This window comes from Pseudomonas sp. MDT1-17, assembly GCF_054898105.1.
Window position 1 is genome coordinate 5,280,771 of the sequence record NZ_JBUBVM010000001.1, and the last position, 16,731, is coordinate 5,297,501.

A 16,731-nucleotide genomic window follows, 5' to 3' on the forward strand; every position below is an offset into this window, starting at 1 on the left:
TCGAAGCAGGATGTTCGCCATGATTCGTATGCCTCTGGCTACCGCCAGTCTGTTGGCCATCGCTATTTCCCTCGCCGGCTGTGGCGAAGGCAAAGACAAAGCTGTCGCTGCGCAGGCGCCGACTCCGGCGGCCAGCACCACAGCCCCGGCCGCTGCTACTGCGCCTGCCGCTGCCGGTAAAGTCGACGAAGCAGCTGCCAAAGCCGTTGTCGCACATTACGCCGACATCGTCTTCGCCGTTTACAGCGATGCCGAATCCACCGCGAAGACCCTGCAAACCGCCATCGACGCCTTCCTCGCCAAGCCGAACGCCGACACGCTGAAAGCTGCCAAGGCTGCCTGGGTTGCTGCCCGCGTCCCTTACCTGCAGAGCGAAGTATTCCGCTTCGGCAACACCATCATCGACGACTGGGAAGGTCAGGTGAACGCCTGGCCACTGGACGAAGGCCTGATCGACTACGTCGACAAATCCTATGAGCACGCACTGGGCAACCCGGGCGCCACGGCCAATATCATCGCCAACACTCAAGTTCAGGTCGGCGAAGACAAGATCGACGTGAAAGACATCACCCCGGCAAAACTCGCCAGCCTGAACGAGCTGGGTGGTTCCGAGGCCAACGTTGCCACCGGCTACCACGCCATCGAATTCCTGCTCTGGGGCCAGGACCTGAACGGCACCGGCCCTGGCGCCGGCAACCGTCCAGCGTCCGACTACCTGGAAGGCAAAGGCGCAACCGGCGGTCATAACGATCGTCGTCGCGCTTATCTGAAGTCCGTGACCCAACTGCTGGTCAGCGACCTGGAAGAAATGGTCGGTAACTGGAAGCCGAACGTGGCCGACAACTACCGCGCCACCCTGGAAGCCGAGCCTGCCGAAAGCGGCCTGCGCAAAATGCTGTTCGGCATGGGCAGCCTGTCCCTGGGCGAACTGGCCGGCGAGCGCATGAAGGTTTCCCTGGAAGCCAACTCCCCGGAAGACGAACACGACTGTTTCAGCGACAACACCCACAACTCGCAGTTCTACGATGCCAAAGGCATTCGTAACGTGTACCTGGGCGAGTACACCCGCGTCGACGGCACCAAAATGACCGGCGCCAGCCTGTCGTCCCTGGTAGCCAAGGCTGACTCGGCTGCCGACTCCGCGCTGAAAACTGACCTGGCTGCGACCGAAGCCAAGATGCAGGTTATCGTCGATCACGCCAACAAGGGTGAGCATTACGACCAGTTGATCGCTGCCGGCAACACGGCTGGCAACCAGATCGTGCGCGACGCTATCGCTTCCCTGGTCAAGCAGACGGGTTCGATCGAAGCCGCCGCTGGCAAATTGGGCATCAGCGACCTGAACCCGGACAACGCTGATCACGCGTTCTGATCAACGCTGTCTGAGTGACTAAGAGGCGACCTTCGGGTCGCCTTTTTGCTGCCTGCTAAACACTGGCCATTGTGGGAGCGGGCTTGCTCGCGAAGGCGGACTGACAGCCAACATCAATGTTGAATGTCAAACCGCTTTCGCGAGCAAGCCCGCTCCCACATTGGATTGTGCTGGGAACGATTGCCCCACATCAACCAAACGATAATTCCTCTTATTCAAACTCCCCTGCCCTGTTAGACTTTGCGCCCTTGTTTTGCTCGTCTTGCAGGATGTCTGATGCCCTCGCTGCCTCTTCGCTTGTCCGCACTGTTGCTGGCCCTGGGCCTGAGTGCCTGCGATGACGCCCCAAAGTTCACCCAAGCCGAACCCGGTGAAGCCCGGTCCGGTGGCAGCGCGACCGTGCGCAAGACCGATCAGAACTCGTTTTCCCTGCCGTCCGCGAATCTGCCACCGTCACGGCGCGTGGACTTCAGCGTTGGCAACAGCTTCTTCCGCAATCCCTGGGTAATCGCCCCGTCGACCACCACCGCCCGGGATGGCCTCGGCCCATTGTTCAACACCAACGCCTGCCAGAACTGCCACATCAAGGACGGTCGCGGTCATCCGCCCACGCCTGATGCGCAGAACGCCGTGTCGATGCTGGTGCGCCTGTCGATTCCCGATGCACCGACGTATGCCAACGTCATCGAGCAGCTCGGTGTCGTCCCGGAGCCGGTCTACGGCGGACAATTCCAGGACATGGCCGTGCCCGGTGTCGCCCCGGAAGGCAAAGTGCGCGTCGAATACACCCCTGTTCCGGTCCGCTTCAAGGACGGCACCGAAGTCGAGTTGCGCAAGCCGACGCTGCAGATCACCCAGCTCGGCTACGGCCCGATGCACCCTGACACCCGTTTCTCGGCGCGTGTCGCACCGCCGATGATTGGCCTGGGTCTGCTGGAAGCGATCCCAGACGAGGCGATCCTTGCCAATGCCGAGGCTCAGGCAAAAGACAAAAACGGCATCGCCGGACGCCCGAACCGGGTCTGGGATGACACGCAGCAGAAAACCGTCCTCGGGCGATTTGGCTGGAAGGCCGGGCAGCCGAACCTCAATCAACAAAATGTTCATGCGTTTTCCGGTGACATGGGCCTCACCACGAGCCTGAGACCCGTCGACGACTGCACCGACACGCAAACCGCCTGCAAGCAGGCACCGAATGGCAATGGCCCGGAGGGCGAGCCGGAAGTCAGCGATAACATTCTGCGTCTGGTGTTGTTCTACAGCCGTAACCTCGCCGTACCAGCACGTCGGGATGTCAGCGCTCCCGACGTGCTGGCCGGCAAGAATCTGTTTTTCCAGGCCGGGTGCCAGTCCTGCCATACCCCGAAATACACCACCGCCGCCAACGCCGCCGAACCTGAACTGGCCAATCAAGTGATTCGCCCGTACAGCGATCTGCTGCTGCACGACATGGGCGACGGTCTGGCCGACCACCGTACCGAATTCCAGGCCAGCGGCCGCGACTGGCGCACCCCGCCGTTGTGGGGCATCGGCCTGACGCAGGCGGTCAATGGCCACACCCAGTTTTTGCATGACGGCCGCGCACGCAATCTGCTCGAAGCCGTGCTTTGGCATGGCGGCGAAGCAACAGCGGCGCAGCAACAGGTTTTGTCTTTCAATGCCGAGCAGCGCGCTGCGTTGCTGGCCTTTTTGAATTCCCTTTAATACGTATTCCATAGCGGGAGCCCGACATGTTCCGTCCCAAATTGTTGTTCACCAGCCTTGCCGCGCTAGCCTTGGGCGCCTGTTCGCCGCAGGATCCGCAGGCCGTTACTTCGGCGGCCATCGCCAAGCAAGTGATCCTGCCGACCTACAGCCGCTGGGTAGAAGCCGACCGTCAACTGGCGGTCAGCGCCCTGGCCTTCTGCGAAGGCAAGGAAAACCTCAACACCGCCCGTGCCGACTTCCTGCATGCGCAGAAAGCCTGGGCCGAGCTGCAACCGCTGCTGATCGGCCCGCTGGCCGAGGGCAACCGTTCGTGGCAGGTGCAGTTCTGGCCGGACAAGAAAAACCTCGTGGGCCGTCAGGTCGAGCAACTGGTCACCGCGCAGCCGCAGATCGATGCCGCTGCTTTGGCCAACTCCAGCGTTGTGGTTCAAGGCCTTTCCGCCTACGAATACATCCTGTTCGACAGTAAGCCAGACGTGGCCAACGACGCGCAGAAAGCCAAGTACTGCCCGCTGCTGAAAGCGATTGGCGAGCGCCAGAAACTGTTGGCCGAAGACATTCTGAAAAGCTGGAACAACACCGACGGCATGCTCGCGCAGATGAGCAAATTCCCGAACCAGCGCTACGCCGATTCCCACGAAGCCATCGCCGATCTGCTGCGCGTGCAAGTCACCGCCCTCGACAGCCTGAAGAAAAAACTCGGCACGCCGATGGGCCGTCAGACGAAGGGTGTGCCGCAACCGTTCCAGGCCGATGCCTGGCGCAGCAAGTCATCCCTGACCGGCCTCGAAGCCAGTCTCGCCGCCGCCAAAACAGTATGGGAAGGCGTCGACAATAAAGGCCTGCGCGGTCTGTTGCCGAACGAGCAAAAACCCTTGGCCGACAAGATCGACGCCGCTTACGCCGCATCCCTGAAACTGTTCGCCAGCAACCAGCGCCCGCTGACCGAAATGCTCGGCGATGACGCCGGTCGCCAGCAACTCAACGATATCTACGACAGCCTCAACGTCGTCCACCGCCTGCACGAAGGCGAACTGGCCAAGGCGCTGGGCATCCAACTGGGCTTCAACGCCAACGACGGTGACTGATGAGGGCAAGTTCAATGCTGCGACGCCAGGCTCTGACGTTAGGTAGTTTGCTGCTGGGTGCGGTGACGCTGGGCGGCTGGACGCTGTTCAAGCAGAAGGACAAAAGCCCGCTGCTGCTCTCGGCGCGGGACGATAGCGACGGCAAACATTACGCTGTCGGGTATCGGCTGGACGGCACCCGGGTGTTTGCCACCCAGGTCGGCCAGCGTTGCCACGACATCATCAACCACCCGACGCTGCCGATTGCGCTGTTTGTCGCCCGCCGTCCTGGTACCGAGAGTTACCTGATCGACCTGCGCGACGGCACGCTGCTGCAAACCGTGGTCTCACGACCGAACCGGCACTTCTACGGTCACGCGGTGATTCACAAGAGCGGCGACTGGCTGTACGCCACCGAGAACGACACCTCCGATCCGGGTCGAGGCTTGCTGGGTGTGTATAAGTTCGAAGGTGAGCGACTTATCCACAGCGGCGAGATCCCTACTCACGGCGTCGGCCCGCATCAGGTGTCGTGGATGCCCGATGGTGAGACCCTGGTGGTCGCCAACGGCGGCATTCGCACCGAGGCCGAAAGCCGCGTCGAGATGAACCTCAACGCCATGGAACCGAGCCTGGTCCTGATGCAACGCGACGGCACCCTGCTGAGCAAGGAAACCCTCGCCCAGCAGATGAACAGCGTGCGTCATTTGGGGATTGCCAGCGACGGCACCATCGTCGCCGGTCAGCAGTTCATGGGGCCGTCTCACGAGCCTTCGGAGCTGCTGGCGATCAAGCGGCCCGGCCAGCCGTTCGTGGCCTTCCCGGTGCCTGAGCATCAGTTGCAAGCCATGGGGCACTACACCGCCAGCGTCGCGGTGCACAGCGAACTGCGCCTGGTCGCGTTGACCGCGCCACGGGGCAATCGCTTTTTCATCTGGGACCTGGACAACGGTGAAGTGCGCCTGGACGCGCCGCTTCCCGATTGCGCCGGGGTCGGCGCGGTAGCCGATGGCTTTGTCGTGACCTCGGGTCAGGGCCGATGCCGCTACTACGATTGCCGCCAGACAGATCTTGTAGCAAAACCACTGGAGCTTCCCGCAGGGCTCTGGGACAACCACCTGCATTTGATGGTTTAAAAGATCGCAGCCTGCGGCAGCTCCTACATGGGAATGCGTACCTGTAGGAGCTGCCGCAGGCTGCGATCTTTTTCTTGAGAACACAAAAAACATCAACTGGAATCCCCTGCGCGCTCAGAGTAATGTGCCCGACTGTCTCACCTGATTTTCTCCAAGGAAGTGGAAATATGCTGCGTCGCCGCATGCTGATCATGTTGGGTGTTGTTCTGCTGATAGTGCTGGTCCTGGCCGGTTACAAAGCCTTCTCCATCTACACGATGATTCAGGGCTTTGCTGCGCCGAAACCGCCGATCAGTGTCGCCGTGGCCACCGCCACCGAACGGCCGTGGCAAGCCCGCCTGCCGACCGTCGGCACCCTCAAGGCGCTGCAAGGTGTCGACCTGAGCCTGGAGATCGCCGGCACCGTCACGGATGTGCAGTTCCAGTCGGGGCAGAAGGTCAAGGCCGGCCAGCCGATCGTCCAACTCGATAGCGCCGTGGAAACCGCCCTGCTGGAAACCGCCCTCGCCGACCTCGGACTTGCCCAAGTGGATTACAACCGTGGCAGCCAGCTGGTGGGCAGCCAGGCGATTTCCAAAGGCGAGTTCGACCGCCTCTCAGCGGTATTCAAAAAGAACAAGGCCACGGTCAATCAGCTCAAGGCTTCGCTCGAGAAAAAACGCATCGTCGCGCCATTCAGCGGAACCATCGGCATTCGTCAGGTGGACGTCGGTGATTACGTGGCCAGCGGCACCATGATCGCCACCCTGCAAGACCTCAGCAGCCTCTACGTCGACTTCTTCGTGCCCGAGCAGTCGGTGCCGAAGATCGCCATCGGCCAACCGGTGCAGATCATTGTCTCGGCCTACCCGACACAGAACTTCCCCGGCACCATCAGTGCAATCAACCCGAAAGTCGAAAACAGCACTCGCAACGTCCAGGTCCGCGCGACCCTGGCCAACCCCGACGGCAAACTGTTACCGGGGATGTTCGCCAGCCTGCAAGTGTTGTTGCCCGACCCGCAGCCGCGCATTGTCGTGCCGGAAAGCGCGATCACCTACACGCTGTACGGCAATTCGCTGTATGTCGTCGCGCAGAAAAAAGCCGAAGACGGCAGCGTCGCAAAGGACGATAAGGGCGAGCCCATTCTGATCGCCGAACGGCGTTTCATTGAAACCGGCGAGCGCCGCGATGGCCTGGTGATAATTACCAAAGGCGTGCAGAACGGTGAAAAAGTGGTCACGGCCGGCCAGATCAAACTGGACAACGGCGCACATATCGCGATCAGCGACGACAAGACACTAGCCGAGAAGAGCAGCCCGCCACGCGCGGACTGATCAAGGAACCCCTATGGCTTTTACCGACCCGTTCATCCGCCGCCCGGTGCTCGCCACCGTGGTCAGCCTGTTGATTGTGCTGCTGGGCTTCCAGGCCTGGAGCAAGTTGCCGCTGCGCCAATATCCGCAAATGGAAAACGCCCTGATCACGGTCACCACCGCTTACCCCGGGGCCAACGCCGAAACCATTCAGGGCTACATCACCCAACCGATGCAACAGAGTCTGGCCAGCGCCGAGGGCATCGACTACATGACGTCGGTCAGTCGCCAGAACTTCTCGGTGATCTCGATCTACGCGCGCATTGGCGCCAACAGCGACCGTTTGTTCACCGAATTGCTTGCCAAGGCCAACGAGGTGAAAAACCAGCTGCCCCAGGACGCCGAAGACCCGGTGCTGAGCAAGGAAGCCGCCGACGCCTCGGCACTGATGTACATCAGCTTCTTCAGCAAGGAGCTGAGCAACCCGCAGATTACCGACTACCTGTCGCGGGTCATCCAGCCGAAACTGGCGACCCTGCCGGGGATGGCCGAAGCCGAGATTCTCGGCAACCAGGTGTTCGCCATGCGCCTGTGGCTGGACCCGGTCAAGCTGGCCGGTTTCGGCCTGAGTGCCAGCGACGTGACCGATGCGGTGCGCAAGTACAACTTCCTCTCCGCCGCCGGCGAAGTGAAAGGCGAGTTCGTCGTCACCAGCATCAACGCCAACACCGAGCTCAAATCCGCTGAAGCCTTCGCCGCGATTCCGCTCAAGGTCGAGGGCGACAGTCGCGTGCTGCTCAGTGATGTTGCGCGCGTTGAAATGGGCGCGGAAAACTACGACTCGATCAGTTCTTTCGGCGGCACGCCTTCGGTGTACATCGGCATCAAGGCCTCGCCTGGCGCCAACCCGCTGGACGTGATCAAGGAAGTGCGCAAGATCATGCCGGACCTGGAAGCCCAACTGCCGCCGAACCTCAAAGGTGAAATCGCCTACGACGCCACGCTGTTCATCCAGGCCTCTATCAACGAGGTGATCAAAACATTGTTCGAAGCGGTGCTGATCGTCATCGTGGTGGTGTTCCTGTTCCTCGGCGCGCTGCGTTCGGTGGTGATCCCGGTGGTTACCATCCCGCTGTCGATGATCGGCGTGTTGTTCTTCATGCAGATGATGGGCTACTCGATCAACCTGCTGACGTTGCTGGCGATGGTATTGGCGATCGGCCTGGTGGTGGACGACGCCATCGTCGTGGTGGAGAACATTCACCGGCACATCGAAGAAGGCAAAACGCCGCTGGATGCGGCCATCGAAGGCGCCCGGGAAATCGCCATGCCGGTGGTCTCGATGACCATCACCCTGGCAGCGGTCTATGCGCCGATCGGCTTCCTGACGGGGCTCACGGGGGCGCTGTTCAAGGAGTTCGCCCTGACCCTGGCCGGGGCGGTGGTGATCTCTGGCATCGTCGCCCTGACCCTGTCGCCGATGATGTGCGCCTTCTTGCTGCGTCACGATGAAAATCCCAGCGGCCTGGCCCATCGACTGGACCTGATATTCGAAGGCCTCAAGCGCCGCTACCAACGCATGCTGCACGCAACCCTGAACACCCGGCCGGTGGTGCTGGTGTTCGCGGTGATCGTGCTGTGCCTGATTCCGGTGCTGCTCAAGTTCACCAAGTCGGAACTGGCGCCCGACGAGGACCAGGGCATCATTTTCATGCTGGCCAACGCCCCGCAACCGGCCAACCTCGACTACCTGAGCACCTACACCGACGAGTTCGTCACGATCTTCAAGACGTTTCCCGAGTACTACTCGTCGTTCCAGATCAATGGCTTCAACGGCGTGCAATCGGGCATCGGCGGCTTCCTGCTCAAACCGTGGAACGAACGCAGCCGCACTCAGATGGAAATCCTGCCCGAGGTCCAGCGCAAACTGGAGAGCATTTCCGGGCTGCAGATCTTCGGCTTCAACCTGCCTTCCCTGCCCGGCACCGGCGAGGGGCTGCCATTTCAGTTCGTCATCAATACCGCCAACGATTACGAGTCACTGCTGCAAGTGGCCGACCGGGTGAAAAAGAGGGCAATGGAATCCGGCAAGTTCGCCTTCGTCGACCTCGACCTGGCATTCGACAAGCCCGAAGTGGTGGTGGATATCGATCGCGCCAAGGCCGCACAGATGGGTGTGTCCATGCAGGATCTTGGCGGGACCCTCGCAACGTTGCTGGGTGAGGCAGAGATCAACCGTTTCACCATTGAAGGTCGCAGCTACAAAGTCATCGCTCAGGTCGAACGGCCTTTCCGGGATAACCCCGACTGGCTGAACAATTATTACGTCAAGAACACCCAAGGCCAACTGCTGGCCCTGTCGACCCTGATCACCGTGACCGACCGGGCGCGTCCACGGCAGCTGAACCAGTTCCAGCAACTCAATTCGGGCATCCTGTCCGGGGTGCCACTGGTCAGCATGGGTGAAGCCATCGACGCCGTGCGCCAGATCGCTCGGGAAGAGGCACCGGTGGGTTATGCCTTCGACTATGCCGGCGCATCACGGCAATACGTCCAGGAAGGCAGTGCGCTGTGGGTCACCTTCGCCCTGGCGTTGGCGATCATTTTCCTGGTACTGGCCGCCCAGTTCGAAAGCTTTCGCGATCCGCTGGTGATCCTGGTGACCGTACCGTTATCGATCTGTGGCGCGTTGATCCCGCTGTTCCTGGGCTGGTCGAGCATGAACATCTACACCCAGGTCGGGCTGGTGACATTGATCGGACTGATCAGCAAGCACGGCATCCTGATCGTCGAATTCGCCAACCAGTTACGCAAGGACAAAGGCCTGACGCCGCGCGAAGCGGTGGAGGAAGCGGCGGCCATTCGTCTGCGTCCGGTGTTGATGACCACGGCTGCGATGGTGTTCGGTATGGTGCCGTTGATCATCGCCACGGGGGCGGGAGCCGTCAGCCGGTTCGACATTGGTACGGTGATCGCCACGGGGATGTCGATCGGGACGTTGTTTACGTTGTTTGTGCTGCCGTGTGTTTACACGGTGCTGGCCAAGCCCGATAAACCCTAAGATCAAAAGATCGCAGCCTTCGGCAGCTCAGGATGTACCCGATTCAATGTAGGAGCTGCCGAAGGCTGCGATCTTTTGCCCTTGAAAAATAAAAGGCCTCGCATGAGCGAGGCCTTTTATTTTGGCTTCAATCTGTTCAACTTTGCGGCCTCAATCCTTGAGAAAGTCCGAACATGAACAGCAATAAATCATGATCGGGTTGGGATGCCACGGATGCCTTGGCAACGCGTGGCAACGGACAGTGCGCGTCGCCATTCACTGAACTGAGGACTTGCGTGCGGGGCTGCTCCCAAGCCGCCACCGCCAGTGAAGCAACTGCCAAGGCTCCTATAAAAAATACACCTCGTGCAATTTCGAGTTTCATTGCTACAAACCTTTGATAGCGCTGCCAAACGCTGTCTCATAAAAATAGACGAGTTTCTGCCAGTCTGTCGTGCTGAATGACGAGTGGCGACGCAGTTGCTTCATGTCATTGGACGCCGCGCGACGGGCGGTCAAACGCTTCCGGCCTTTCTCCAGATCGATCAACGCCACTTCGACTTTTGCAGCCTCGCCTTCGCCGGTGACGCGCACGAATACGTGTTTGATATAGAGGCAGCTGTGCTGCCAGCGGCCCTTGTGCATCCGGGCCAGATTCTCGGCCAGATCCTTCAACACTCGATCATGCACGGCCTCACCGTGACGCTCGCGACCGCCGCCAGCGTACCAGTGTTCGACTTCCTCGAAGCCGTCCAGCGACTTGGTCACCAGCAATGCACGCCATTTGTGCACAGGATCGCGCTGAGCACCGCAGAAAACGATCTCCGGAACACGAACGTCGAGCAGGTTCAGGCCAGTGAGCGCATCGCGCTCGCGCAACACCGTCGGACGACCGAACGGGTGCAGCCAGCTGCGATGGATATGCCCGGTCTGACGTTTAACGTAAAGCAGCTGTCCATTGCTGCTCACGACGCGCTGCACGCCGCTTTCTCCACCGCGACGGACGTTGGGTTCTTCTACCCATTCACCGCGCTGGTTCCAGAAATAGTCGAAGCGGTCCTGAGGAGCGACGTCCGTTTCTGCTGCACATTGCACTGCCATTCTGTTACCTCTTGCGTAATACGTAGACCCGCCACATGGCATAGAGCGGTAAAAAGTCCAATCGTTCCTGGATACAGAAACCCGCCTGCTCGAATTCCTTCTCAACCGTAGCTGCCGGTAACACAAATCGATTTTGGTAACCTTCCTGCCCACGGGTTTTCTCGGCGCGCTTGCGTTTCCACGCTTTGAAATTGCCGTCCACCCACAAAGAAAGGATAACGCTGTCGCGGGTGACGCGCTCGAACTCACGAAAAATAGCCAGTCGATGCTCGGTCTCACCGATGTGATGGAGCAAACGCATGCAGAAAATGCTGTCGACGGCGTTATCAGGCAAGCCAATGTCGAATGCAGAAGTGTGCAAGGGTTGTACCCGTTTCACCACATCGGCAGGTTGCGCCTGCATGGCAATCTTCAGCATGGACTCGGAGTTGTCAGCCCCGATGATGGCACGATTGGTTTTCTCCGCCAGCAATGGCCAGAAACGTCCCGCACCACAGGGCAAATCGAGGACCAACCCTGGCTCACCGACCAGAGCCAGCGCCCTGCGCGCCAGTTGCTCGTCACGCCAGTGGGAAAGGCGGCGGCCAAGGCCATCCTTATGTTTTCGCAGGTACCGTTTAGCGTGTTGATCGTCGTATTTTTCGGAAAAATCCAGTTTGATCGGCCCGTCCATCATCAAGGTCTCATGAGCTGCTATTGGCACCCACGATAGGTAGCGCCGTGTCAGCGTCAGGTCATGCCGTTGTGAAAAAAATGTTGTGTAAAACCCCAAATTATTTCGAGGTTTTACAGCGTGATGACGATTGCTCCGAGCTACTGCGTTTCAAGAGATCGATCAGTTCATATCCGACGGATACAACTCCACCTGAAATCGACAACCATTGGGCTCCATGTTCGTCAGGCTGACGTTCCAACCCTGGTTTTCACAGATCCGCTGCACCAGGGACAGCCCTAGCCCCAGACCCTCGCCGCGTTTCTCATTGCCCCGCACGAAGGGCTCGAACATCGCCTCGCGTTTTGCCTCTGGAATGCCCACGCCGCTGTCCTCGACGATGAAGCCCGTGGCCGTCAAGGTCAGGCGGATGAACCCGTGCTCGGTGTAATGCAGCGCGTTACGCAGCAGGTTGCCCATGACCGCGTGCAGCAGGGTAGCGTTGTAGCAGGTGTTTGCCGGATTGCCTGGCTCAAAGAGCAGCGCCAGCCCCTTGGCCTCGATTGGCTCGCGCCACAAATTGAGCAGTCCATCGGCTACCTGGCTCAGGGTCTGCTGGGGCGACATGCCGGCGTCTTCACGCTGTGCGCGGGCCAACATCAGGAAGGTTTGCACCAGCTCGCGCATTTCTTCACAGGCGCGGGCAATACGCTCGACCTGAGCACGTCCACGCTGATCGATGCCGGGGTTTTCCAGCAGCAGCTCGCAGGAACTGGCCAGCACCATCAATGGCGTGCGCAGCTCGTGACTGACGTCACTGGTGAACAACCGTTCGCGGGTCAACGCCTGGCGCAAGCGCCCGAGGGTGGCGTCGAAGGCCACGGCCAACTCGCCCACTTCATCGGCGGCGTAATCCGGCGCCAGCGGTGGCGCCAGACCTAATAATTGATCACGGTGACGGACCTGACGGGCCAGTCGCACCACGGGCGCCATCACTTTGCGCGCCAGCACCCAGCCGAGAAACACCGCCAACGCCAGACTCAGGACGAAGCCCACCAGCACGACGGCAAACAGCACCCGTTCACGCTCTTCGAAATCGCTCTGATCCTGCAACAGCACGTAGCGCCGGCCGTCGACGACTTCGACCATCGCGTGATACGACAGCTGCTCGCGAAACACTTCGTGAAAGCCCGGATCCAGGTGCCGCAGGTCCTTGGGCAAATTGAAGTCGCCAGGCCCGCCGCTGAAATAGAACAGCTGGTCCGGCTCAGGACGGTGGCTCCAGTCCGACACGCTGTCCATCAGCATCAGACGTTGTAAATCGCCACCCAGCCCCGCCGATATCAGTTTTTCTTCCACCAGGTGCACGGTCGCCACAATGCCCATGGCAAAGGCTCCCGCGACCAGTGCGCTCATCAGCGCAAAGGCGATGATGATCCGTTGAGCAAGGCTCTGTTTAAACTCCATCTCGGCCCTCGGCCAAGCGATAACCCACACCGTGCACGGTTTGCAGCAACGGTTTGGCGAACGGCTTGTCGATCACCTGGCGCAATTGATGGACGTGGCTGCGCAGGCTGTCGCTGTCCGGGCAGTCATCACCCCACAGCGCCTCTTCGAGAATTTCGCGGCGCAGCACGTGAGGACTTTTCTGCATCAATACGGCCAGCAACTTCAGGCCCACCGGGTTGAGTTTCAGCAGACGTCCTTCGCGGGTCACTTCCAGGGTATCGAGGTCGTAGCTGAGATCGCCGACCTGCAAGGTCCGGCGACCGCCACCTTGGGCGCGACGCATGACCGCCTCGATGCGCGCCGCCAATTCAGACAGGGCAAAGGGTTTGATCAGGTAGTCATCGGCGCCGGACTTGAAACCTTGCAGCCGGTCGTCCAGTTGATCGCGAGCGGTGAGCATGATCACCGGCGTGTCGCGACGCGCATCTTCGCGCAGGCGTTTGCACAGGGTGTAGCCGTCGATACCCGGCAACATGATGTCGAGTACGATCAAGTCGTAATGCTCGGTGGCCGCCAAGTGCAAGCCTGACAAACCGTCCTGCGCGCAATCCACGGTATAGCCTTTGAGCCCCAGGTAATCGGCCAGATTGGCCAGGATATCGCGGTTGTCTTCAACCAATAAAATTCGCATGGGCACCTCCTCCGTACACAGTAACGGCCGTCTCGGCCCGCGCAGCTTAAGGCCAAGTGTGGCTCACGGCTAGGACTGCGTGCAGTTGTAAATCCACCCCATAAACCCGGGGAGACTTTAACGACTTTTTCACTCTCGATTCACACGTCGGCGACAGAATCAGGCTCAAACTCCGCTCGGCTGCGCTTTAAGAACATTTCACTGCCCAAGGAACTGCCATGGTTTCGACTGCTGTCCGCCCCGCCTCCCGCCCGCTCAATTTCTGGGTGTGCCTGGGTGTTCCCGCCATTGCAGCGATCATTCTGATGTTGCTCGAACTGACGTCCCTGGACATGGATCTGGCCAAACTGTTTTATGACCCGGTCGCCGGTAGCTTCATCGGGCGGCACAGTTACTTCCTCGAAAACATAGTGCATGACCGCGCCAAGCAAGTGGTCATCGTCTTCTCGGTGTTGGCCATCTTCGGTTTCATCGCCTCCTTTTTCATGGACAGGCTCAAACCGATCAAACGGGAACTGGGCTGCCTGGTGTTGTCTCTGGCTCTGGCGACCTCCTTTGTCACGCCAGTCAAAGCGGTGACGGCCGTTCAATGCCCATGGAGCCTTGAGCAGTTTGGCGGTCACGAAACCTATAGCGAACTGCTCAGCCCTCGACCGCCTACCGATAAACCTGGCCGTTGCTGGCCCGGCGGTCATGCGGCGACCGGTTTCACACTGTTTGCGTTGTTCTTTGTCCTGCGTGACCGTCGTCCGCGTCTGGCACGCAAGGCGTTTGTGTTCGCTTTCGCGTTGGGCACGGTGTTTTCCATCAGCCGGATGATGCAGGGGGCGCACTTCTTTTCGCACAACGTGTGGACGGCGATTTTCTGCTGGCTGATTTGTCTGGGGTCGTATTACTACATCCTTTATCGCCCGGCTTCCAAGGCGGAGCGGGCTACCAAAGCAGAACCAGTCAGAGCCTGAGGGAAAATCAAAAGATCGCAGGCTTCGCCAGCTCCTACAGGAGATCGCGTGCTTTTGTAGGAGCTGCCGCAGGCTGCGATCTTTTGACTTTATAGAGGGCAATAAAAAACCCCGCCGGCTTATCGCCGGCGGGGTTTTTTCGTACAGGGTAAGGCTGGCTTACATCATGCCGCCCATGCCGCCCATACCGCCCATGTCTGGCATGCCGCCGCCAGCTGGTTTGTCGTCCGGAGCATCAGCGATCATGGCTTCGGTGGTCAGCATCAAGCCACCAATGGACGCCGCAGCCTGCAGAGCAGAGCGAGTCACTTTGGTAGGGTCGAGGATGCCCATTTCGATCATGTCGCCGTATTCGCCGGTAGCAGCGTTGTAACCGAAGTTACCCGAACCTTGCTTGACCTTGTCGACAACTACGCTTGGCTCGTCGCCGGAGTTGGCAACGATCTGACGCAGTGGCGATTCGATTGCGCGACGCAGTACAGCAATACCGACGTTCTGATCAGCGTTGTCGCCTTTCAGTTCGCTGATGGCTTGCAGAGCGCGAATCAGCGCTACGCCACCGCCAGGTACCACGCCTTCTTCAACGGCTGCACGAGTAGCGTGCAGGGCGTCTTCAACGCGGGCTTTCTTCTCTTTCATTTCAACTTCGGAACCCGCGCCAACCTTGATCACCGCAACGCCGCCGGACAGCTTGGCCAGACGCTCTTGCAGTTTTTCACGGTCGTAGTCGGACGAAGTGTCGGCCACTTGCTGACGGATCTGCAGAACGCGAGCCTGGATATCAGCTTCAACGCCGGCGCCGTCGATGACGGTGGTGTTTTCCTTGGTTACGGCTACGCGCTTGGCATTACCCAGGTGTTCCAGGGTAGCGCTTTCCAGGCTCAGACCGATCTCTTCGGAGATAACGGTACCGCCGGTCAGGACAGCGATGTCCTGCAGCATGGCCTTGCGACGGTCGCCGAAGCCTGGAGCCTTGACGGCAACCACTTTGACGATACCGCGCATGTTGTTCACAACCAGAGTCGCCAGGGCTTCGCCTTCAACGTCTTCGCTCACGATCAACAGTGGACGACCTGCTTTGGCAACGGCTTCCAGGACTGGCAGCAGTTCACGGATGTTCGAGATTTTCTTGTCGACCAGCAGGATCAGCGGACCGTCGAGCTCGGCAGTCATGGTCTCTGGCTTGTTGACGAAGTACGGGGACAGGTAACCACGGTCGAACTGCATGCCTTCAACAACCGACAGTTCGTTTTCAAGGCCCGAGCCTTCTTCAACGGTGATCACGCCTTCTTTACCGACTTTTTCCATGGCTTCGGCAATGATGTCGCCGATGGAGTTGTCGGAGTTGGCCGAGATGGTGCCGACCTGAGCGATGGCCTTGGTGTCAGCGCAAGGCTTGGACAGGGCTTTCAGCTCTTTGACAATGGCGATGGTCGCTTTGTCGATACCGCGCTTCAGGTCCATCGGGTTCATGCCGGCAGCGACGGCTTTCAGGCCTTCGTTGACGATCGATTGAGCCAGAACGGTAGCGGTGGTGGTGCCGTCGCCTGCGTCATCGTTGGCACGGGAGGCAACGTCTTTGACCAGCTGCGCGCCCATGTTTTCGAAGCGATCTTTCAGCTCGATTTCTTTGGCAACGGACACGCCGTCCTTGGTGATGGTCGGAGCGCCGAAGCTCTTCTCGATGATCACGTTACGGCCTTTAGGGCCCAGGGTCGCTTTTACTGCGTCAGCCAGGACGTTGACACCGGCGAGCATTTTCTTGCGGGCGGAATCGCCGAATTTAACTTCTTTAGCAGCCATGATCGATATTCCTTAAATACTTTGTAGTAGCGGGAAAATGAGCGGGGAATCAGCCTTCGACAACAGCGAGGATTTCGCTCTCGCCGATCACCAGCAGGTCTTCGCCGTCGACTTTCACAGTGTTGCTGCCGGAGTAAGGGCCGAACACAACCTTGTCACCCACTTTCACGGACAGCGCACGCACTTCACCGTTTTCCAGGACTTTGCCTGGGCCTACAGCGAGGACTTCGCCCTGGTTTGGCTTTTCAGCAGCCGAACCTGGCAGGACGATACCGCCAGCGGTTTTCTTTTCTTCTTCGCTGCGACGGACTACGACGCGGTCATGCAGAGGACGAAGCTTCATTGTCGATCTCTCCTAATTGTGGTTTTCATCGGCCGGTGTATTCCCGGCGGGTTTAACAAATCCGGCGGTGCCGGGTGCGGTTCGGCTAGCGAACCGCGGAAGTCTGTCTGGCG

General features: G+C 59.7%; 14 protein-coding genes. 7 read left to right on the forward strand and 7 right to left on the reverse strand.

Translation table 11 applies throughout. From position 1 onward, the window contains the following. The first annotated feature begins 19 nt into the window (after positions 1–19). The 6 genes from ACYZTX_RS24500 to ACYZTX_RS24525 all read left to right on the forward strand — a co-directional run bounded on the left by ACYZTX_RS24500 (position 20) and on the right by ACYZTX_RS24525 (position 9,638). Entirely contained in the window at positions 20–1,372 is a 1,353-nt protein-coding gene (locus tag ACYZTX_RS24500; RefSeq protein ID WP_462036203.1) for an imelysin family protein, read from the forward strand. 276 nt (positions 1,373–1,648) lie between these two features. Then, positions 1,649–3,076, forward strand: coding sequence for a di-heme oxidoreductase family protein (locus ACYZTX_RS24505; RefSeq protein WP_462036204.1), 1,428 nt, complete (start codon positions 1,649–1,651; stop codon positions 3,074–3,076). A gap of 26 nt (positions 3,077–3,102) precedes the next feature. Further along, complete coding sequence (locus tag ACYZTX_RS24510) at positions 3,103–4,167, forward strand: imelysin family protein (RefSeq protein ID WP_462036205.1); 1,065 nt, start codon at positions 3,103–3,105, stop codon at positions 4,165–4,167. Positions 4,168–4,181: 14 nt separating this feature from the next. Beyond that, complete coding sequence (locus ACYZTX_RS24515) at positions 4,182–5,282, forward strand: DUF1513 domain-containing protein (RefSeq protein WP_462036206.1); 1,101 nt, start codon at positions 4,182–4,184, stop codon at positions 5,280–5,282. A gap of 167 nt (positions 5,283–5,449) precedes the next feature. Next, positions 5,450–6,598, forward strand: coding sequence for an efflux RND transporter periplasmic adaptor subunit (locus ACYZTX_RS24520; RefSeq protein ID WP_462036207.1), 1,149 nt, complete (start codon positions 5,450–5,452; stop codon positions 6,596–6,598). A gap of 13 nt (positions 6,599–6,611) precedes the next feature. Next, entirely contained in the window at positions 6,612–9,638 is a 3,027-nt protein-coding gene (locus ACYZTX_RS24525) for a multidrug efflux RND transporter permease subunit (RefSeq protein ID WP_462036208.1), read from the forward strand. 136 nt (positions 9,639–9,774) lie between these two features. Here ACYZTX_RS24525 and ACYZTX_RS24530 read toward each other — a convergent pair whose 3' ends face one another. The 5 genes from ACYZTX_RS24530 to colR form a co-directional block, all read right to left on the reverse strand. Then, on the reverse strand, positions 9,775–10,002 hold the full coding sequence (locus ACYZTX_RS24530) for a hypothetical protein (protein ID WP_462036209.1): 228 nt from the start codon (positions 10,000–10,002) through the stop codon (positions 9,775–9,777). Positions 10,003–10,004: 2 nt separating this feature from the next. Further along, the gene (locus ACYZTX_RS24535) at positions 10,005–10,718 is read right to left on the reverse strand and encodes a lipopolysaccharide kinase InaA family protein (RefSeq protein WP_462036210.1); all 714 of its coding nucleotides are present in this window, start codon (positions 10,716–10,718) and stop codon (positions 10,005–10,007) included. A gap of 4 nt (positions 10,719–10,722) precedes the next feature. Beyond that, positions 10,723–11,391, reverse strand: coding sequence for a class I SAM-dependent methyltransferase (locus ACYZTX_RS24540; RefSeq protein WP_462037104.1), 669 nt, complete (start codon positions 11,389–11,391; stop codon positions 10,723–10,725). A 162-nt stretch (positions 11,392–11,553) separates the two neighbouring features. After that, entirely contained in the window at positions 11,554–12,837 is a 1,284-nt protein-coding gene (locus tag ACYZTX_RS24545; protein WP_462036211.1) for a sensor histidine kinase, read from the reverse strand. Further along, the gene (gene colR, locus ACYZTX_RS24550) at positions 12,827–13,510 is read right to left on the reverse strand and encodes a two-component system response regulator ColR (RefSeq protein WP_008032118.1); all 684 of its coding nucleotides are present in this window, start codon (positions 13,508–13,510) and stop codon (positions 12,827–12,829) included. Before colR ends, ACYZTX_RS24545 begins: the two co-directional genes overlap by 11 nt. A 218-nt stretch (positions 13,511–13,728) precedes the next feature. Here colR and ACYZTX_RS24555 point away from each other — a divergent pair, with 218 nt between their 5' ends. Continuing rightward, on the forward strand, positions 13,729–14,472 hold the full coding sequence (locus ACYZTX_RS24555; protein ID WP_462036212.1) for a phosphatase PAP2 family protein: 744 nt from the start codon (positions 13,729–13,731) through the stop codon (positions 14,470–14,472). Between the two features lie 159 nt (positions 14,473–14,631). On the opposite strand, the gene groL is transcribed toward ACYZTX_RS24555, so the two are convergent. Both groL and ACYZTX_RS24565 read right to left on the reverse strand, forming a co-directional pair. Continuing rightward, positions 14,632–16,275 (reverse strand): chaperonin GroEL, encoded by a 1,644-nt coding sequence (gene groL / locus ACYZTX_RS24560; protein WP_129438004.1) that lies wholly within the window; start codon positions 16,273–16,275, stop codon positions 14,632–14,634. A gap of 49 nt (positions 16,276–16,324) precedes the next feature. Continuing rightward, complete coding sequence (locus ACYZTX_RS24565) at positions 16,325–16,618, reverse strand: co-chaperone GroES (protein WP_017340553.1); 294 nt, start codon at positions 16,616–16,618, stop codon at positions 16,325–16,327. Between the last annotated feature and the right edge of the window lie 113 nt (positions 16,619–16,731).